This window comes from Pyruvatibacter sp., assembly GCF_040219635.1.
Lineage (GTDB): Bacteria > Pseudomonadota > Alphaproteobacteria > CGMCC-115125 > CGMCC-115125 > Pyruvatibacter.
The window spans coordinates 23,833-42,690 of record NZ_JAVJSC010000007.1; the positions used below are offsets into that span (position 1 = coordinate 23,833).

The 18,858-nt window shown below is 57.6% G+C and carries 15 protein-coding genes; 7 read left to right on the forward strand and 8 right to left on the reverse strand.

Translation table 11 applies throughout. The annotated features are described in order from the left end of the window. Positions 1-46: 46 nt before the first annotated feature. The 8 genes from RIB87_RS11700 to RIB87_RS11735 all read right to left on the reverse strand — a co-directional run bounded on the left by RIB87_RS11700 (position 47) and on the right by RIB87_RS11735 (position 9,654). Positions 47-1,237 (reverse strand): NAD-dependent epimerase/dehydratase family protein, encoded by a 1,191-nt coding sequence (locus RIB87_RS11700; protein ID WP_350146822.1) that lies wholly within the window; start codon positions 1,235-1,237, stop codon positions 47-49. Positions 1,238-1,393: 156 nt separating this feature from the next. Further along, a protein-coding gene (locus RIB87_RS11705) for an IS3 family transposase (RefSeq protein ID WP_350146825.1) occupies positions 1,394-2,541 on the reverse strand; the annotation gives its coding sequence in 2 pieces (ribosomal slippage) (positions 1,394-2,280 and positions 2,280-2,541; 1,149 coding nt in all). A 135-nt stretch (positions 2,542-2,676) separates the two neighbouring features. After that, the gene (locus tag RIB87_RS11710) at positions 2,677-4,896 is read right to left on the reverse strand and encodes a GumC family protein (protein WP_350146827.1); all 2,220 of its coding nucleotides are present in this window, start codon (positions 4,894-4,896) and stop codon (positions 2,677-2,679) included. A 179-nt stretch (positions 4,897-5,075) separates the two neighbouring features. Further along, positions 5,076-6,320 (reverse strand): outer membrane beta-barrel protein, encoded by a 1,245-nt coding sequence (locus tag RIB87_RS11715; protein ID WP_350146829.1) that lies wholly within the window; start codon positions 6,318-6,320, stop codon positions 5,076-5,078. 230 nt (positions 6,321-6,550) lie between these two features. Then, entirely contained in the window at positions 6,551-7,180 is a 630-nt protein-coding gene (locus RIB87_RS11720) for a polysaccharide biosynthesis/export family protein (RefSeq protein ID WP_350146831.1), read from the reverse strand. 222 nt (positions 7,181-7,402) lie between these two features. After that, positions 7,403-8,068, reverse strand: coding sequence for a hypothetical protein (locus RIB87_RS11725; protein WP_350146833.1), 666 nt, complete (start codon positions 8,066-8,068; stop codon positions 7,403-7,405). Between the two features lie 217 nt (positions 8,069-8,285). After that, positions 8,286-9,101 carry a metallophosphoesterase family protein gene (locus tag RIB87_RS11730; RefSeq protein ID WP_350146880.1) on the reverse strand — a complete coding sequence of 272 codons (816 nt, stop codon included), beginning with the start codon at positions 9,099-9,101 and terminating at the stop codon, positions 8,286-8,288. 55 nt (positions 9,102-9,156) lie between these two features. Next, positions 9,157-9,654, reverse strand: coding sequence for a YHS domain-containing (seleno)protein (locus RIB87_RS11735; RefSeq protein ID WP_350146835.1), 498 nt, complete (start codon positions 9,652-9,654; stop codon positions 9,157-9,159). A 123-nt stretch (positions 9,655-9,777) separates the two neighbouring features. Between RIB87_RS11735 and RIB87_RS11740 the strand changes: the two genes are divergently transcribed. The 7 genes from RIB87_RS11740 to RIB87_RS11770 all read left to right on the forward strand — a co-directional run bounded on the left by RIB87_RS11740 (position 9,778) and on the right by RIB87_RS11770 (position 18,759). Continuing rightward, positions 9,778-10,194: a VanZ family protein gene (locus RIB87_RS11740; RefSeq protein WP_350146837.1), complete on the forward strand. Its 417-nt coding sequence runs from the start codon at positions 9,778-9,780 to the stop codon at positions 10,192-10,194. A gap of 425 nt (positions 10,195-10,619) precedes the next feature. After that, positions 10,620-12,662 carry a TonB-dependent receptor gene (locus tag RIB87_RS11745; RefSeq protein WP_350146839.1) on the forward strand — a complete coding sequence of 681 codons (2,043 nt, stop codon included), beginning with the start codon at positions 10,620-10,622 and terminating at the stop codon, positions 12,660-12,662. 122 nt (positions 12,663-12,784) lie between these two features. Next, positions 12,785-14,650: a Na/Pi cotransporter family protein gene (locus tag RIB87_RS11750; protein WP_350146841.1), complete on the forward strand. Its 1,866-nt coding sequence runs from the start codon at positions 12,785-12,787 to the stop codon at positions 14,648-14,650. Positions 14,651-14,652: 2 nt separating this feature from the next. After that, on the forward strand, positions 14,653-14,913 hold the full coding sequence (locus RIB87_RS11755) for a hypothetical protein (RefSeq protein ID WP_350146843.1): 261 nt from the start codon (positions 14,653-14,655) through the stop codon (positions 14,911-14,913). A 240-nt stretch (positions 14,914-15,153) separates the two neighbouring features. Then, on the forward strand, positions 15,154-16,659 hold the full coding sequence (locus RIB87_RS11760) for an MmgE/PrpD family protein (protein WP_350146845.1): 1,506 nt from the start codon (positions 15,154-15,156) through the stop codon (positions 16,657-16,659). Beyond that, on the forward strand, positions 16,659-17,552 hold the full coding sequence (gene prpB, locus RIB87_RS11765; protein WP_350146847.1) for a methylisocitrate lyase: 894 nt from the start codon (positions 16,659-16,661) through the stop codon (positions 17,550-17,552). The genes RIB87_RS11760 and prpB overlap by 1 nt, the downstream gene beginning before the upstream one ends. A 61-nt stretch (positions 17,553-17,613) precedes the next feature. Continuing rightward, entirely contained in the window at positions 17,614-18,759 is a 1,146-nt protein-coding gene (locus RIB87_RS11770; RefSeq protein ID WP_350146849.1) for a bifunctional 2-methylcitrate synthase/citrate synthase, read from the forward strand. Positions 18,760-18,858 lie beyond the last annotated feature (99 nt).

The following is an 18,858-nucleotide window of genomic DNA, read 5'->3' on the forward strand; positions in this document are numbered from 1 at the left end:
GCAAATACTGATGCGTGCCGTCGCCATGGACCGCCCCACTAAAGCACTACTCAGCTCGGTTTTTTGCTGCCAACCGCTCAGCATTCCAATAAGACAATGCAGGAACTTTGGATCGGTCGCAGCGATCAGCGTATCTCCTAGCGATGTCGGTGACTTCCTCCATCAGCCCGGTCTCAAGCGTGATAGGCTTCAGTCCGAGTGATAGGAAGGTGTCGTGTTCAACGTGCAGGTCGTTCTCATCTGCTTCATTGCGTGGGTTCGATAGATTGACTACCTCTGCGCCAGTAATGTCAGCGATCATCTTCGCCAGATCTCGCACCCGATGAGTCTCCGTCATCTGGTTCATGATTAGAACCTTCTCGCCGGCCTGGGGCGGATTTTCTACCGCGAGCTGTATGCAGCGAACAGTGTCTTGAATATGGATGAAGGCGCGGGTCTGCCCACCCGTACCATGCACGGTGAGAGGGAAGTCGATTGCTGCCTGCATCAGGAAGCGGTTCAAAACAGTGCCATAATCGCCGTCATAGTCGAAGCGGTTGATCAGGCTTTCGTCTCTCTTGGTTTCCGCAGTCTGAGTGCCCCACACGATTCCTTGATGGAGGTCAGTAATCCTAACTTTGTCATTCTTGTTGTAGAAATGGAAGAATAACTGATCTTGCGTCTTCGTCATGTGGTAGATCGAACCAGGGTTCGCCGGATAGAGGATTTCCTGATCTTGCAGCCCCTCAGACGTCGCCACCTTAATATTCAGATAACCTTCGGGTATCTTCATACCTGCGGTGCCGTACCCGTAAACACCCATCGTACCCAAATGGATTAGGTGAATGTCGAGCCCCGAGTCCACGATCGCAGAGAGCACGTCGTTCGTGGCGTTGAGGTTATTGTCAACCGTATAACGCTTGTGACGCGCTGACTTCATCGAATAAGGTGCAGCGCGCTGTTCAGCGAAATGGACAATCGCTGCAGGTCTTTCCGACGCGATCAGATCAAGAAGTTCTTGGTATTCTTTGCCAACACAGAGATTGACAAACCCAATTGACTTTCCGGACACGCGGCTCCAAGCATTCAGACGCGTACTGATAGGTTGGATAGGCGTGAGACTCTCGACTTCGAGCTCAACGTCGATCTTGCGCCGAGAAAGATTGTCTACGATTACAACATCGTGACCACGCTCAGATAAATGAAGTGCAGAAGGCCAGCCGCAGAAACCATCGCCGCCAAGAACCAGTATTTTCATAAGAGGCCCCAAAACCTTAACTAGAATAACCATGTTGACTGTTCTGCCGACGAGTTTAAGTCAACGGTAATGTATTGGAAAGCTCAACGTATTTTAAAATCCTTACACTGTTAATTCCTCCCTCGCCGAATGGCAGCTGACGTGAACCCTGCTCTGCTACCCAACCTTGGACCACTCGGGTGTGGAGTTTTCCGCCTTTCCCAGGTCCGGTGGGCTGGTTTCACCGGCTGAGTTTGCCAGCATCATCGGGGGGATATTCCCGATCGAGATGTGCGGGCGTTCTTCATTGTAGTGTCTACGCCAAGCCTCCAGCTTTTCGCTAGCATCTTGCAGCGACATGAACCAATGAGCGTTCAGGCATTCGCTTCGCAGCTTGCTGTTGAACGCTTCGATGAAGGCATTGTCTGTGGGCTTTCCAGGGCGGGAGAAGTCGAGAATGACACCGCGCTGGTAGGCCCACAGATCCATGTCCCGAGAGATAAACTCGCTCCCATTGTCCACCCTGATCACCTTGGGATAGCCGATCTTCCGACATGCTGTTTCCAGGGTCGCGACCACGTCCTCACCGCGATAGCTGAACCGGGGATTTAACACCGGTGAGAGCCGGGAGAACGTGTCAACGACGGTCAGGATACGCAGCTTGCGCCCGGTCGCCAGCTGGTCGTGCACGAAGTCCATCGCCCACACATCATTCGGTCTGATCGCAGGCGCACGATCTTCGCGCAGCTTGGCTTTGACCCGCCGCTTGGGCGTCTTGTTCCTGAACTGCAGACCCTGCTCCCTGTAAAGCCGATAGACCTTCTTCATGTTCACAGTCCAGCCATCGCGACGCAGGATGTAATACACCCGTCGATAGCCGTAGCGGACGTGCGTCTCACAGATCTCCTTAATGCGTTTCTTCAAAACGGCCGGATCAGTGCGACGGGACCGATAGTGATAAGTCGATCGATCAAACTGCAAAGCTGAACATGCCCTGCGGATCGTCGCTTGCCAGTCCTGCCGAACCGCGTCGATGATCTCGCGCTTCCGATCCGGCCTTAAAGCTTTCGTTTGATAACGTCCTGCAGCATCTCGCGGTGCAGTGTGAGGTCCGCCACGATCTTCTTCAACCGGCCGTTCTCGTCCTCGAGCTCACGCAGCCGTCGCATCTCGGACGGCATCAGGCCAGCGTACTTCTTCTTCCAGTTGAAATAGGTCGCCTGGCTGATCCCCGCCTTGCGGCAGATCTCCGCCACCGGCATCCCTTCCTCACCCTGCTTGATGACAAACGCCTTCTGCGCGTCCGTAAACGTCGATGCCTTCATGCCAATTCTCCTCGCCCAGCCAAGGAAATCTAAGGCCGAAAGCTCTAACCACAAATGGTTCAGAATTCAGGGGGCAGAGCACGCAGATTGGAATCCACATCGATAAATTGTGGTTGCGCTCGGGTCAAGCGCTCACTAGTTGATGTAGTACTTGCTATAGCGCCCATAATAGTAGCCACTGTCGCCATAGCTGTAACGTTGCTGCTTCTTCAGATCGAGCCGCTCAAATAACACCCCCGCGATATCGGCCCCGTAGTCCCTCAAATCACGAACAGCATTGCCTGCTGCATCGCGTGGCGTATTGCGCCAAGCGACTACGAACACAACCTTGTCCGATAGCCGAGACAGGACCCTGCTATCGACCACAGGCAACACGGGTGCTGAGTCAAGAATGACCAGGTCAAAGTCACCGCGCAGCCTCTTGAGAAGGTTGGCCATATGGTTTGACCCAAGCAGATCCGGCGGGTTGGCCGCCCCCGACCGGACGGGCAGGATTTGCAGCGAGCTTTGCGGATCCTGCAACAGCACTGATTCAAGGTCCGCTTGCCCGGCGAGAACCTCGACAATCCCGGCTTCAGGCGTAACACCAAAGGACTTGTGCACGGTGGGACGCCGCAGATCGCAATCCACCAGAACCGTCCTGATCCCCGCAGCGTCCGCCGCCCGTGCCAGTGAAATCGCCGTCGTTGTCTTGCCGTCACCCGGAAGCGCCGACGTTACCAGAACAACTTGCGGCGGATTATCTACATCCGACAACGCGATGCCTGACCGCAACGCCCGAAACGCTTCGCTATAGGCCGACAGCGGTTTTTTGAGAATTACGTCGAACGGTGCCTTGATAGGCCCGCGTGATGTCAAATCACCGCTTACCTCCGGGACCGATGCCAAATGCGGCAACCCCAACGCCTTTTCAAGCTGCGCTACATTCGAAAACGCGTCATCAAGCTGTTCAAGCGCGAACGCCAGTCCAACGCCAACCATGCCGGATCCCACAAGAGCCAATGCCAGAAACAATGTCTTGTTGGGATAACTCGGCGCATTGGGAACGGTCGCTTCCGACAGAATACGCGAATCCGCTTCCTGAAGACTTGTCTGCTCCGTCGTCTGCTTAAAGCGCTCAAGGAACGACTCGTACAAAGTCCGCACAGCTTCGGCATCGCTTTCAAGCTCGCGCAGCCGCACTTCTTTCAACCCACCTTCACCGCTGCGGCCCTGCAGTTCGTTCAACGAATTCTGCAGCGACGCTACCCGTGTGCGCGTTACCTCGACCTCATTTTCAACATTCGCAACGGTCCGCCCTACTTCACGGTCGATCGCAACCGCCAAGTCACGGCGTTCAGCCCGCACCTTGATCATTTCCGGGTGGCGGTCACCGTAGCGTGACGAGAGTTCGGCCAACCGCCGCGTTACTTCCGCTTCCTGCTGTCGGAGCTGTGCGATGACCGGCGACTGGAGCACATCCGCAAGCGTATCGGCCCCTGACCCCGAACGCAGGAGTTCACGATACCGCCGAAACTTTGCCTCACGTTCCGCGAGATCAGCGCGTGCCAGGATAAGCTGGCCATTGAGCTCTGCGAGCTGCTGCTCGTTCACGGTAACACCGCTGCTCGCCACAAGATCATTATCGCGCCGATAAATCTCAACAGCCTCTTGCGCAGCACGTACTTCACCGCGGAGCTCCGTCAGCCGGCCGTTGAGCCAGTCATTGGCGCGTTTGGTCGCTTCGTATTTCGCTTCGAGCTGTTCGAGCACGTATAGATCAGCAATCGTATTGACGACCTTGGTCGCCTTGACGGCGTCTTCGGATGTAAAGGAAATTGAGATCACATAGGTAAGCCCGCGGCGTGAGACCGACAGCCGTGACTGAAGCGCATCAATGACCCGGTTGAGCTCAATGCGCGCCTGGTCCTCAGCCGGGACATTATTCTCCGACGCAAACCAGCTACGCGGATCCAAAGACGCCATCATTCCTGGTTCGCGCAACACAGAGTTGAACTCAGGATCATTGACCAACTCAAGCTGCTCTACAGCACGCGCCGCCAAAGTCCGTGAGCGCAGAACCTCAACCTCGCTGTCGATCGCAGCACTGTCAGGCGGCAACCCCGACATCACGGCTTCGATATCGACCACCTGCTGTTCGCGCGGATCAATCAGGATCTGAGCACTTGCCGTATAAAGCGGAGTGAGTTGAAACACCACCAGCAACGTAATGCCGGTGATCAGCAAGACCGAGCCCGCGATCACTCCCATCCGACGCCGCAAGACATTGATCAGGGCGCGAATATCAATCAGGTCTTCGTCCTGATCTGCATCTCGCCTTTGGGGATACTCGCGGCCCATATCTTCAGCTGTCATGGGAGGCCCTGGTTACCTTCAACAAGAGATACGAAACACGCATTTGGACGCGATTGTGCTGGTTTAGCCAACCCCAAAAGACATATACCCCAACCACAAAAAACAAATGCCGCCCCTCAAGCGAGAGGCGGCATTTATATCTCTAACGCATACGAACGAACAAAGTCCTGACGCAGGGCCTAAAGTGCGGCGCGCAGCGTCAACAGAATGGTATTCGCATCATAATCGGACCCAATCGCGTTGGATTCACGCGACTCGAATTCATAGCCAAGGTTGGCACTGAAATTCCGGTTGATCAGATAGGTCGCATCAACGCCGGCACCGTAGACATCATCATCACGGTTAATGCCCTCATAGGCGCTGTTGGCATAGCTTACGTCTGCACCGATCAGGATGTTGCGGCGAAGCTCATGATCCACACCGGCAGCCACGGCTGTCGACAGGAAGCCCGACGACCCGACAATCGTGGTTTCTTCAACGGTACGCGCACCGCCAAGGCTCAAGGTCGTAAGCTCAGTTACAAACCACTCGACGCCACCTTCATAAGAAAATCCATCAACGTCAGGGATCAGCCCTGAGTCATACGACTGCTCGGTATAACCAACGGCAACTTCACCGCGGGCCACAGAGCCTAGGTCAAACGTCGTACCCACAAGTGCGTCATAGCCGTCGGAGTCACGCTTGGCGACACCGCCGCCGCCAAGAGCATCATCGAAATTGTCATATTCAATCTCGTTGTAGCGCCCTTCAGCGAAGACCAGGAATGCCGGGGACGCTTCGTAGCTTACCCGCATGCCGTATTCGACACGCTCACGGTCACGGTCGTCGTTGTTAATGACCCCACCCCCGATCAGACCGACGTCGTCGTAGTCGAGTTCGTTGTAAGAAACCGACGGACGCAGGATCAGGCGATTGAACCGGTGAGAGAGGGACGTATTGGCATAAAAACTAGCAATCTCGGTCGGCTGAGACGCTGCAGCAGGCAAATCCGGTGACCCACGATCTTCATGATAGAGCCGGTAACCCACGTCAGCGGATACAAACGTATCGCGCGTAATGTCCAGTCGACCCTCAACCTCACCATTATAGTCGGTGATGTTATCGCTATCGTTTTCGTCATAGCCCTTGGTCAACAGACCACCCTTGAGGTTCAGCTCATGGCGGCTCCACTGGGATTCCACCAGAAGCTCCGGTGCTACCTGGAACACCGTATCGTCCTGCTCGTTATTTTGCTGAAGGAACAGGTTGTCCGTATATCCAACACCCGCCGTCACGGATGGGTAAATGATAAAGCCGCCAGCGCGGATGCCGATCGGATCATAGTCCGGCCGATCGCGGTCCATCACACCAATGCCACGTCCGGTTTCCTGAGCCATGGCGATACCAGAGACACCTGCAACGGCCGCGGCCGTTACCACACACATCAAACGCTTGTTCATAATGCCCCCCAAAGGCAAAACGGCACTCCACACCGGGGACCGGCGTTGGAAACCACCTAAATATCCCTTTACCGTAGCGTAATTGTGACCGCGTCAAAAGGTCTGTCGTTGCGAGCGTTGCAATGTCGGACACTGTTTTGACCAGATCCGGCACACTGTTGCCAACGCGCAACGCATCTTGGGCCGCGGTCGCGACCGGATCATACCGTCGCGGGCTAGAAAAACCGTTCCGGTACCCGAATGATATCACCCGGCAGAACCTGAATGCCCTGACCACGGTCCAACCGGACTTCGGTTTCTGTATTGCCCCCGGCCTTGGTAATAAACACGCGATTGTCGTCGGCACGATAGGTATATCCGCCCGCCAACGCGACAGCGTTCAAGACCGTCATATCCGGCACATAATCATATTCGCCGCCGTTTTGGACTTCGCCAATGATATAGAACGGCCTGAAATTCAAGACCTCGATGCTGACACGGGGATCGCGCAGATACCCGTCGCGAAGCGCAGTGGCGACCTCATCTTCGAACTCGCGCAACGTGAGCCCTTTTGCCGTCGTCTTGCCTATGAGCGGCAGCGACACGACGCCTGTGCCATCGACTTCAAACTCTCCGGACAAATCAGGTTCATCAAAAACGATGACGCGGATTCGGTCACCGGACCCAAGAACATAGACGATATCGCGCGTTGTCCGGTCGGCCGGGCTTCCCTGCACCGTCACATGGCGCTCAGCCTCGACGGCCGGAAGCGCTACAAACCCGCTTACACCCAAAACCAACGCGGTGCCAAGCACCAGACGCATCATGATGCTGAACCCATTCGCTATCATTTTCGCGTTTCTCATCCCGCAATCCTCACGTCACGCTCCAGGACCACACATAACTGCAGCGGCTAACTACCCTCAGGCCCAAAATCCAGACCAACATACGCCAAGAACAATGCAATCTTCCGGCCATCCCATCACGGTCGCGATGAACCCCGCATGAAGCGACGGGATGACCCCAAAAAAGAAAGCGGGGCCCCAAGGCCCCGCTTCCAGCATAACAAATCACGCCCCGCCGGCGTGTTAAGGCGTTTGCGGACTACCGTCTCCGGTATCCTGAAGCGCATTTTCAACGACCGTGATGTTCGCAATCGTTACCGTCGGCGGTGTGGTTGTTGGAGGTGTTGTAGGTGTCGTCGCCGGGGTTGTTCCTGCGGTCCGCACAAGCGTTGTCCGCCCCACATTCAATGGCGTCGTGCTGGCTGAGACTGTCGTACCGGTCTTCTTGACGGATGTTCCCGCAGGGATCGTCGTCGTTCCACCAGTGGACGTTGCCAAAACCGCGTCACCCGACTTTGACCCGAAATCGACCGTGCCGTCAGTGTTGACGCGGGCTGCCACGTCGGTCCCCGACACCTGACTGCCATCAGGTGTCGCAATCGCGAAGCTCGATGATGTGTTCGACACAGCGCGCGCTGAACCGCTCGTCAGCGTCACGGTCGGTACACCCGACGCACTTACGCTGAATGTGAACACCGTCCCGGGTGTGACCGCGATGATGCTGCCGTCAGACAATGTCACTTCGATTTCACTGGACCCGGTGCCGATGGAGGACGCGGCATCAATGGTATCCCCCGTACTTACAACGGTCGGCGTCCCATCGATCGTAATGGTCGCGGACGTCTGCCCCTCGGGCAGCGTGACAGTCGCGTCCTCGGCCCACGCACCGCTGACGGCGGCGATGGACATGCCAAGAGAACTCACTAGTACGAGAAAGAAACGACGCATGATACGCCCCCAAAATAGCAAAACAGGCTAGAAAGCTACATCAAACCCCGGCCCAACTCAACGCGCCACTTAATGGAAGGTTAACTTGGCGCTCATAGTGACTGCCCGGCAACATACCTGAAAACGGCCGAGAAAGCGGGCCCGAAGCAGGCAAATACCGCCTGAGATCCGCAGAAAATCAGGATTCCGCCTGGTCCCCTGGCTGGCCATCTGTCTGGCCCCCGACCTGAATGAACCGCCGCGCGCCAGCCTCAAGCACCACACATGTGAGCACGCCCGTAATATAGGCCCCGGTATCGATGCCGATCCGATTGGATCTGTCGATCGGGACTTCTTCGGGCGTATGGCCGTGGACAACAACTTTGCCAAAATCCGCGTCCGAGGCCAGGAATTCGTCACGTATCCACATCAGATCGTCCCCGGTCTGGCGATCAAGCGGCCGCCCGGGCCTTACCCCGGCGTGGGCAAAAAAATAGTCCCCCTCTTCGTGCGAGAGCTTCAAACCACCAAAAAATTCAAGGTGTTGCGGGGAAAACTTCGTGGCCAACTCATCGCGGGCCGCAACGAAAGCTTCGGGCTCGTCCTTCATAGGAAGTGCCTTGACGCCGTAGCTCATCAGCGTTTCAAGACCGCCATAGTATTTCCAGTCGCGGCCAAACTCAGGTTCTACAAAGAACTTGAGGAATGCATCCTCGTGGTTGCCCTTGATGAACACCTTCTCAAAGCCCGGCAGCGGGTCACCAATCAGGCGGTCAATCACGCCCTTGCTGTCGAGGCCGCGGTCCACATAATCACCCAGATACACAACAACATGGCGGCTCGCGTCTGAGCCCTTGGCATCCGCCTGGATCTTGTCATGTAATTGGTCGAGCAAGTCGGCCCGGCCATGAATGTCACCGATCGCATACACCCGCGTCCCGTCAGGTACCCGCGCTGCGGGGCGAGCCGCGGGAGATATGGCCGATTTCAGTTTTGAAAGTGCCTGCTTGAACATAGTCAAGAGATAGGCCCATGGCACGGGCCCCGCAACTTATACCGGTCCCTAGCCTTTATTTAAGGACGGCGGGCCAGTTCGCGTCTGCCTTCTTAATGAAGCCCGGGATATCGGTTTCCCATGTGGCCTGAACACTGTCGTCAAAATTGAGATAGAGTTTGCCATCCACAACCGACCAATTCTCAGGGTCAGCGGAGGCGGTATACCCCTGCGATACGGCCCAGGCGCAATACCCACCATATTGCGGCGCATAAGCCTCGGGGTTGGCAACAAACGCATCAAGATTGGCCTTGCTTGCAAACCGCCAGGTCGCACCCTCATGGGTGGTCTCGAACGCCGCTGACCCTTCGACAGGTTTGCCGTCGGTAAAATACGCCACCGGGTCATATCCGCTGACAGCAAGATCACTGAAGAACCCGGTGTAAATCACATCCTTGGCTGCATGGGCAGGCGAAACAAAAAACGCGGCAGCCAACAACAGCGCGCTGACCACAACAAACAGCCGGTGCCAGGCAGATTGATAGGGCGCGATGGGGGTAGCAATTGATGACATGAGCGTAGCGTCCCTGGATGTAAGGTTGAAAGGCACGCCTAACGTGAGACCTTCCTCGTCGTTTGACCATTCACATTGGTGTACCGCGCCATCACATCCTGTTTACGTCTGTGTGAGAGTGTCATGACAACGCAACGCTGTTCACCCGCTTCAGGTCCCGTCACGCCCATGCCTGTCCTTATGACGATCAGCCACTGGTTTATGGACCGTGCCAGCATTTTTGCCGGTATGGCCGCGCTCACCGTGGTGGGCCTTGGGCTGGCACCCGACGCAGGCCCGTCGCCTGATATTGACGAGTATGCGCACGCGGGAGCGTTTCTCGTGATTGCCTTTCTCTTCTGCGCGACCATCCCGCGCCGACCCTGGTTGGGGGTCCTGGCCGCCATCGCCCTGGGGGCCGGCATTGAGCTGGCCCAGATGATGGTCCCCGGCCGCTTGGGCAGCCTCGAAGACATCGCGGCCAATCTCGCGGGCGTCGTTGCTGGCGGACTTTTGTTCTATGCATTCGCCCGCCTTCTGGCTCTTCCCAAGGATGCTTAGGGCAATGCCGCCTTGCACACCGACCAGCACCATGCAAGAGCCTGAACTTGATCTGCCGGCTTTGGGTCTGAGTGCGACGCCCCCTCAGACACGAACGGTCTTGAGCACTTTTTTACGTCGCCACGCCGCCTGCCTGTATGGCCCCAATGTTGACAGGATCGCGACAGTGCAGTCGCAGACCGTTACCAACATCGGCAATGCGCGCGCGCCTTTCACGTCGTAACGGTCGCACAAACTACAGGCCGCGCAACGCTGGCAGTTTCACGATACCCATCACGTTGAAATCGGCGGCTTACGGACCATCGCCGGTGCCCAGACCTTGCGCGAAACAGGTACACTCATGGCGTTGGGGAGCACGTTCTAGAACCACGCGGCATCAACTGATGCCTTGCCGCAACGACGCTTCACAGATAGGTGTTTGCCCCATGTGGAAATCAAAAGCTCATCTGGTGTCCGCCTGCGGCACCCTCGCCCTGCTGGCAACCGCCCCTGCCGTTGCTCAGCCTCTTGAACTCGACACCGTTGTGGTCACCGGCACGCGTACTGCCCAGCCGATCAAGGATCTGGCCGGCAACACCGCTGTTGTTGAGGATGACGCGATCAAGCTCATCAGCCAGGACAACCCGGCCGAACTGCTCAACCGGGTGCCCGGCGTGTATGTCCACTCAAACGACGGGCAGGAACACCTCACAGCTATTCGGTCACCCGTGCTGACCGGCGGCGCCGGCCAGGGCTCGTTCTTGTATCTCGAAGACGGCATTCCCCTGCGCGCGGCAGGCTGGGGCAACGTCAACGGGCTGTTTGATGCACACTTTGAAGAAGCCGACCGCGTCGAAGTTGTCCGCGGCCCCGGCTCAGCGCTGTATGGCTCCAACGCCATTCACGGGCTGATAAATGTCGTGACGCCCGACCCAAGTTTTGTAGCCGAGCGCAGCATCAGCTTTGAAACCGGCGGCCACCGCGACAAGGCGTCTGCTGACGTCACTGGGCCGCTATCAGACACCACGGCCTATCGCGCTGCCGTTTCAATTCTGGAAGATAGCAGCTTCCGTGAGCACGCGGGCGTCGGCCAGCAAAAGGCCACGTTGAGTGTCCTGCATGAGATGGGTGGCGACACGCTGAAGTTCCTGCTCTCAGGCCAGAACCTCAATCAGGAAACGGCGGGCTTCATTCAGGGTTTTGAAGCCTACCGCGACAGCGACCTTGCCCGGTCAAACCCAAACCCGGAAGCGTTCCGCGACGCGTGGTCGCTGCGCGCCTCCGCCCGCTGGGACACAAAACTCAACGAGGGTATGACACTCTCCATCACGCCGTTTGCACGCGTCAACGACATGGAGTTCTTACGCCACTTCGTACCCGATCAGTCGCTGGAAGAAACCGGCCACTGGAGCACCGGCGCGTTGACAGCCCTTTACATCGACCTTGAAGGCGGCCACTCGCTGGTGGCAGGCCTCGACCTTGAATATACCGACGGCTACCTCAAGGAAACGCAAAGCCGCGCCACCTTTGGCACGTTCCCTCAGGGCGTCCACTATGATTTTGAAGCAACGCAAACCGTTGTCGCGCCCTACCTGCACGCCGAATGGCAGGTAGCCCCTGCCACCCGCGTGACCACCGGCGTGCGTTTTGACTGGACGCGCTACGACTACGAGAACAAGACAGTCTCCAACACCGTAGGGCGCTTCTTCCGCCCGGCGGACCGCAGCGACAGCTTTTTCAACGTCACACCGAAGCTGGGCATCGTGCATCAGGTCAGCGATGAGGCAGAGGTCTATGCCAACATCGCCCGCGCCGCCCGCGCGCCCCAGGTGACAGACCTCTACCGTCTACAAAACAACCAGACGGTTGGCCAGATCGACTCCGAAACTCTGGACAGCTACGAGATTGGCACCCGCGCCCGCTTCGGACCGGTCAGCGCATCGCTTGCGGCGTTCTATGCGGAAAAAGACAATTTCTTCTTCCGCGATGCCGACGGCTTCAACGTTACCGACGGCAAAACATCGCATCGTGGCATCGAGTTTGACGGGTCCGCGGACCTGCCATTCGGGTTCGACATCGCAGCATCCGGCACTTATGCGGTGCATCAATACGAGTTCGACCGCCCGATCACCAGCCCGGCCCAGCAGACCGAAGCCATCCGCTCCGGCACGGACGTGGACTCAGCCCCGCGCTGGCTGGCAAACGCCCGCCTTGGCTGGACGTTCACAGAGACGGCCCGCGCTGAACTCGAATATGTTTTTGTCGATGAGTATTTTGCCGATGCCGCCAACGTCAACGAGTATGACGGCCATCAGGTATTCAACCTGCGCGCCCGCATGGAGGTTGTGCCCGGCGTTGAGATTACCGGCCGCATCATGAACCTTGGCAATGTCGAGTTTGCCGAACGGGCTGATTTCGCGTTCCGCAGTTTCCGCTATTTCCCCGGCGAACCGCGCACGGCCTATATAGGCACTTCCGTCACCTTCTGACGACGGGCTGACGACGGGCTGACGACGGGTATGCTGCTGCCTGCGCTCAGTGTGACAGATCAATGACAATACCTGCCCCCCGGTGCAGACTGGCGTGATCGTCGGCACACAGGGGTTCGACCATGCGGCGCTTTTTGCTGCCCGTTGCAATTCTGGTTCTCATTTTCGGCTTCTGGCTCAGCCCGGACGTCCAGCAGATAGCTGCCGGTGTGGCCATTTTCCTGTTTGGCATGTTGATGCTGGAAGACGGCTTCAAGATGTTCAGCGGAGGCTCTTTGGAGCGTGTGCTGGAGCACGCCACCCGCTCAACAGCCCGCGCCCTGACCTTCGGCATTCTCTCAACAACGCTGATGCAGTCCAGCTCGCTGGTCTCGGTCATCACCATCTCTTTCCTCAGCGCGGGTCTGGTCACGCTGGTGGGGGCCATCGGCATTATCTTCGGGGCCAATATCGGCACCACCACGGGCGCATGGCTGGTGGCCGGGCTTGGTCTCAAGGTCAACATTGCCGCATACGCCATGCCGATGCTTGCGATAAGCATCGTGCTGGTGCTGCAAAGTTCCCGCTATGCCCGCGGCATTGGCTACGCGCTGGCGGGGCTTGGGTTCCTGTTCCTGGGCATTCACTACATCAAGATCGGCTTCGACTCGTTTTCCGAGCAGATAGACCTAACCCGGTTTGCCCTCACAGGCTTTGTCGGCCTTGCCGTCTATACGCTGATTGGCGCGGTTGCGACGGTCATCATGCAGTCAAGCCATGCAACGCTGCTGCTCATTCTGGCGGGGCTGGCGGCGGGGCAGATCAGCTATGACAACGCACTGGCGCTGGCGATCGGTGCCAATATCGGCACGACCATTACCGCCATACTGGGGTCGCTGACGTCCAACTTTCAGGGCAAACGGCTGGCACTGGCGCATCTTGTGTTCAACACCGCCACCGCTGCGGTGGCGCTGGTGTTTATTGTGCCGTTGCGCATCGCGGTGGACTGGGTCAGCGCCAGCGTTGGCATTGCTGACACCGACTACGCGCTGAAGCTTGCTGTATTTCACACAATCTTCAATCTTCTGGGCGTCGCCTTGATGTTACCGTTGATGGGTCGGCTCATCAGCTTTTTGCAACGGTCCATACCCGAACCGGTGCTTGACCGCAGCCAGCCAAAATATCTCTCGCAGGCGGTTGACGAGTTTCCGCCCACGATTGAGGCCGCTCTGCGAAAGGAAGTGAAACACCTGTACGACAACGCCGCCGAACTGATTGCCCACGGCCTCAATCTCAGTCGCAACGAGGTGTTTGCCAGTCACGACATGGAAGCAACTGTGCGCCTGAGCCGACACAGATACGATTTTGATTTTGACGAGCGCTACGAACAGCGGGTGAAAACCTTGCATAACGCCATTGTTCAATTTTCCACTCGGATCGGTCCAAAAAACCTGCCCGCGCCGGTAACAGACCGCATCTACGGCTTGCGCGAAGCCGCTGGCCAGATTGTGCGGGCCCTCAAGGCCGTCAAGCATTTGCGCGGCAACATGATCGCGCATACGGCCCGCCCCAATGGGGCCATCACCAATCTCTACAACGGCCTGCGGGTGGATATGGGCCGCATTCTTGCCGAGATACACCGGCTGGATTTGCTGGAGCCAGAGGACCGCAGCAGCTTGTGGCTGGATGACGAAACCGTGCACGTTGAAGACGCGGCACGCAGCACGGCGAGCATGGTCGACCAGATGATCCGCGCCGATGAACTGTCTGCCAGCGATGCCACGTCATTCTTGAACGACTCAGGCTATTCATACGCCGCCATGCGCGACCTCATCTCTGCGGCGCGCGCACTTTACATTCAGCAAGACGAAGCCGTGGCCGAAATTGAGAAGCTTCTGGCCCTCGACGACGAAGACGTGGGCGCTGTACTGGACATCCAGTCGGCACACAAATCGGGCATCATGCCATCCGCGATGCAGCCTGCACCGCCCCCCCGCAGTGGAGCCTGACCATGGCTCTCAAGAAACAAATCAGCCATCTGGACGACTACTATCAGCGCCTGCTCGGCGGCAAGGCGAAGAAGATCAAGCCGCAGGACGTGGAGCACGTCATCGCGAAGCTGGCAGCCAAGGAAGCCGCGCTGATTGCTGAGCTCGATAAGCCGCTAAAGAACAGTGATCGCATCCGCATCGAGCAAAAACTGCTGGTGGCGCACGAACACCAGGAGCGGGCGCAATGGCTGCTGGCTGAAATCACGGCGGCAAGGCACTGAACCGGCTTTGCGGGCGTCCCGCGAATGCATTGTCAGGGTAACGCTGCGTCAGACCCTATTCGTGGGTTTGTGAGGCCGGCATACCGACCCCAAAAACTTGACTCAACAGGCGAAAAAGCCAAAGTGGCGCCCAAATTGGTTACCGGGCAAAACCGCGCGCATGTTTGCGATGCATAGCCTCGGTGGCCCTTCGCTTTGCCTGATACCGCCACACACTTTCACCTGAGAGAAACAGCCCCCATGAAGAAGCATAAAGTTCACGTTTATCCATCCAAGAAGCACCTGCCGCGCGAAAAGCAGCTCGCATGGAAAATGGCTGAAGTCTGCGCCGACAAAGTGCCGGTGGAAAAAGATGTCGAGGCAATGATCATCAACCGCGTGATCGACAATGCGTCGGTTGCCATCGCCTCCGTCAACCGCCACGCACCGGCCACCGCCCGCGTGCAGGCGCTGGCACATCCGCGCAAAAACGGCGCGACTGTTTTTGGGATGCCCAACAACCAGCGCTTCCACGCGGAATGGGCAGCATGGGCCAACGGTACGGCTGTGCGCGAACTTGATTTCCACGACACATATCTGGCGGCAGACTATTCCCACCCCGGCGACAACATCCCGCCGATCCTCGCGGTTGCCCAGCAGACCGGCCAGACCGGCAAGAACCTGGTGCGCGGACTTGCGGCTGGCTACGAGCTTCAGGTGGATCTGGTAACCGGAATCTGCCTGCACGAGCACAAGATTGACCACATTGCCCATCTTGGGCCGTCAGCTGCAGGCGGCATCGGCGCGATGCTGAAACTGCCAACCGACGTGATCTACCAGTCGATCCAGCAGGCGCTGCACACAACCGTCTCCACGCGTCAGTCGCGCAAGGGCGAGATTTCAACATGGAAAGCCTTTGCCCCGGCACATGCCGGCAAGCTGGCCATCGAAGCCGTTGACCGCTGCATGCGCGGCGAAGGCGCACCGTCTCCGATCTATGAAGGTGAAGACAGTGTCATCGCCTGGATACTTGATGGTCCGGATGCGGAATATATTGTACCGCTGCCTGGCGCTGGTGAGCCCAAGCGCGCCATCCTCGACACGTACACCAAGGAACACTCGGCCGAATATCAAAGCCAGGCGCTGATCGACCTTGCCTTCCGCATGGGTGAAAAGATCGACGACTTTGACAGCATCAAAGACATTGTCATCCACACGTCGCATCACACTCACTACGTGATCGGCACGGGCGCCAACGACCCGCAGAAGATGGACCCCAAGGCCAGCCGCGAAACGCTGGACCACTCGATCATGTATATCTTCGCCGTCGCCCTGCAGGACGGTGCATGGCACCATGTGAAGTCCTATGCACCCAAGCGCGCTGCACGTCCCGACACCGTGCGTCTGTGGCACAAGATCACCACGACCGAAGACCCCAAGTGGACGGAGCGCTATCACTCGCGCGACCCGAAGGTAAAAGCGTTTGGCGCCAAGGTGGAAATCACCTTCAAGGACGGCACCAAGCTGGTTGATGAAATGGCCGTTGCCAATGCGCACCCCTATGGCGCGCGTCCGTTTGTACGGGAGCACTACATCAACAAGTTCATGACGCTGACCGACGGCATCATCACAAAGAACGAAGCAGAGCGGTTTGTGGAAACCGCAGAGCGTCTGCCCAAGCTCAAGGCCGATGAACTGGGTGATCTGAACGTTCAGGTGCCCGCAGCAAAAGTGAAGCGCATCGCCGACAAGAAGGGCATCTTTTAATGCTGAACGTCACCAGGACGGCTGCTGAAAAGCGCAAAGCCTTCAGGGACGGGATCAATTCGGGGACGCTGCAACGCGTCCCCGGTGCCTTCTCGCCGCTTGTGGCGCGCCTGCTTGAAGAACAGGGCTTTGACGGCATCTATATTTCAGGTGCCGTGTTGTCGGCTGATCTGGGTCTGCCCGACATCGGCCTGACCACGCTCACCGAAGTGGCCACCCGTGGCCACCAGATTGCCCGCTCCACCAACCTGCCATGTCTGATTGACGTCGATACCGGGTTTGGCGAGCCCATGTCCGCCTACCGCACCATGGTGGAAATGGAAAACCAGGGGCTGGCAGGCTTTCACCTTGAAGACCAGTTGAACCCCAAGCGCTGCGGCCACCTGGACAACAAGGAAGTTGTGCCCACGGACGTCATGGTCCGCCGCATCAAGGCGGCTGTCGAAGCCCGCAAGGACGAAAACTTCACCATCATGGCCCGCACCGATGCGCGCTCGATGGAAGGTCTTGAAGCGGCCATCAATCGGGCCAAGGCCTATGTGGATGCGGGAGCTGACGCGATTTTCCCGGAAGCCATGAAGGACGAAAGCGACTTCGAGGCATTCCGCAAGGCCATTGATGTGCCGCTGCTCGCCAACATGACCGAGTTCGGCAAGTCGGACCTGCTGACCACCACACAGATGCAGAATCTCGGCATCAATCTGGTAATTTATCCGGTGACGAGCCTGCGCATTGCCATGGGTGCTGTGGAGAGCGCGTTTGAGCGCATCCGCGACGAGGGCACGCAGGAAGGCGTCGTGCCGGACATGCAGACCCGCGCACGCCTTTATGAGCTTTTGAATTACGAGGACTACAACAAGTTCGACACGTCGATCTTCAACTTCAAGGTCTGAGTCGAGCAATATCCGGCTGAGCGGCGCACCGCCTTGGCCGGCAACAGGAGGTAAAAACCCAATGAGCGACGTCCCCGCAGAAGACATCAAATACGGCCTGGCCGGTGTTGTCACCGACACCACGGCTGTTTCAAAAGTGATGCACGAAACCAACTCCCTGACCTATCGCGGTTACGCGGTGCAGGACTTGTGCAAGCACGCTGACTTCATGCAGACGGCCTATCTGCTGTGGCACGGCGAACTGCCTAACAAGGCGCAGCTTGCACAGCTCGTGGAGCAGGAAATCGGCTTCCGCGCGATTTCAGATGATCTGATGGCCGTCATCAAACGGTTCAACAAGCACGCACACCCGATGGATACCATCCGCACGGCGGTCAGCTTTTTGGGTCAGGAAGACCCTACTACGGAAGATGCAAGCCCTGCGTCCAATCTTGAAAAATCGATCAAGATGCTGGCCCGCATACCCACCTGCATTGCAGCCGACTACCGCTGCCGCAACGGGCTTGAGCCGATCGCGCCCAACCCGGAGCTTGGCTTCTCTGAAAACTTCTTCAACATGTGCTTTGGTGAAGTGCCTGCAAAGGAAGTGATCGACTGCTTCGATATTTCAATGATTCTGTATGCGGAGCATTCGTTCAACGCCTCCACATTTGCAGCCCGCGTCATCACATCCACCACCTCCGACATCTATTCGTCGGTTGTGGGCGGCATTGGCGCTCTCAAAGGCCCCCTGCATGGCGGTGCCAATGAAGCCGTGATGCACATGATGATCGAGATTGATGATCCCGCAAAGGCCGCTCAGTGGCTGCGTGACGCGCTGGCCTCCAAGCGCAAGGTCATGGGCTTTGGCCACCGGGTGTACAAGTCCGGCGACAGCCGCGTGCCGACGATGACGGAAGCCTTCTACAAGATGGCCGAAATCAAGGGCGGCCAGAAGTGGGTGGAAATGTCCAAGAACTTGGCCAAGACCATGATCGACGACAAGAACATCTACCCCAATCTCGATTTTCCCGCAGGCCCCGCCTATTACCTGATGGGTTTCGACATCCCGATGTTTACGCCGCTGTTTGTGATGAGCCGCATCACCGGCTGGACGGCACACATCATGGAGCAGGTGGAGGACAACAAGCTGATCCGCCCGCTGTCCGCCTATGTGGGTCAGGAACAGCGTCAGGTCACACCGCTGGACCAGCGCTCGGCGGCATAGCGCTGCCGTTCATGCGATTGCATGAATTACAAACGACAAAAGCCCCGGCTCTGCGCCGGGGCTTTTTGTTCATGTCCACGTCATCTAACCCGCGCTAAG

Excerpts from the sequence above, each read along its gene's own strand:
- RIB87_RS11700 (WP_350146822.1), bottom strand. The coding sequence starts at position 1,237 with ATGAAAATACTGGTTCTTGGCGGCGATGGTTTCTGCGGCTGGCCTTCT.
- RIB87_RS11710 (WP_350146827.1), bottom strand. The coding sequence starts at position 4,896 with ATGACAGCTGAAGATATGGGCCGCGAGTATCCCCAAAGGCGAGATGCA.
- RIB87_RS11715 (WP_350146829.1), bottom strand. The coding sequence starts at position 6,320 with ATGTGTGTGGTAACGGCCGCGGCCGTTGCAGGTGTCTCTGGTATCGCC.
- RIB87_RS11720 (WP_350146831.1), bottom strand. The coding sequence starts at position 7,180 with ATGAGAAACGCGAAAATGATAGCGAATGGGTTCAGCATCATGATGCGT.
- RIB87_RS11725 (WP_350146833.1), bottom strand. The coding sequence starts at position 8,068 with ATGTCCATCGCCGCCGTCAGCGGTGCGTGGGCCGAGGACGCGACTGTC.
- RIB87_RS11730 (WP_350146880.1), bottom strand. The coding sequence starts at position 9,101 with ATGTTCAAGCAGGCACTTTCAAAACTGAAATCGGCCATATCTCCCGCG.
- RIB87_RS11735 (WP_350146835.1), bottom strand. The coding sequence starts at position 9,654 with ATGTCATCAATTGCTACCCCCATCGCGCCCTATCAATCTGCCTGGCAC.
- RIB87_RS11740 (WP_350146837.1), top strand. The coding sequence starts at position 9,778 with ATGACAACGCAACGCTGTTCACCCGCTTCAGGTCCCGTCACGCCCATG.
- RIB87_RS11745 (WP_350146839.1), top strand. The coding sequence starts at position 10,620 with ATGTGGAAATCAAAAGCTCATCTGGTGTCCGCCTGCGGCACCCTCGCC.
- RIB87_RS11750 (WP_350146841.1), top strand. The coding sequence starts at position 12,785 with ATGCGGCGCTTTTTGCTGCCCGTTGCAATTCTGGTTCTCATTTTCGGC.
- RIB87_RS11755 (WP_350146843.1), top strand. The coding sequence starts at position 14,653 with ATGGCTCTCAAGAAACAAATCAGCCATCTGGACGACTACTATCAGCGC.
- RIB87_RS11760 (WP_350146845.1), top strand. The coding sequence starts at position 15,154 with ATGAAGAAGCATAAAGTTCACGTTTATCCATCCAAGAAGCACCTGCCG.
- prpB (WP_350146847.1), top strand. The coding sequence starts at position 16,659 with ATGCTGAACGTCACCAGGACGGCTGCTGAAAAGCGCAAAGCCTTCAGG.
- RIB87_RS11770 (WP_350146849.1), top strand. The coding sequence starts at position 17,614 with ATGAGCGACGTCCCCGCAGAAGACATCAAATACGGCCTGGCCGGTGTT.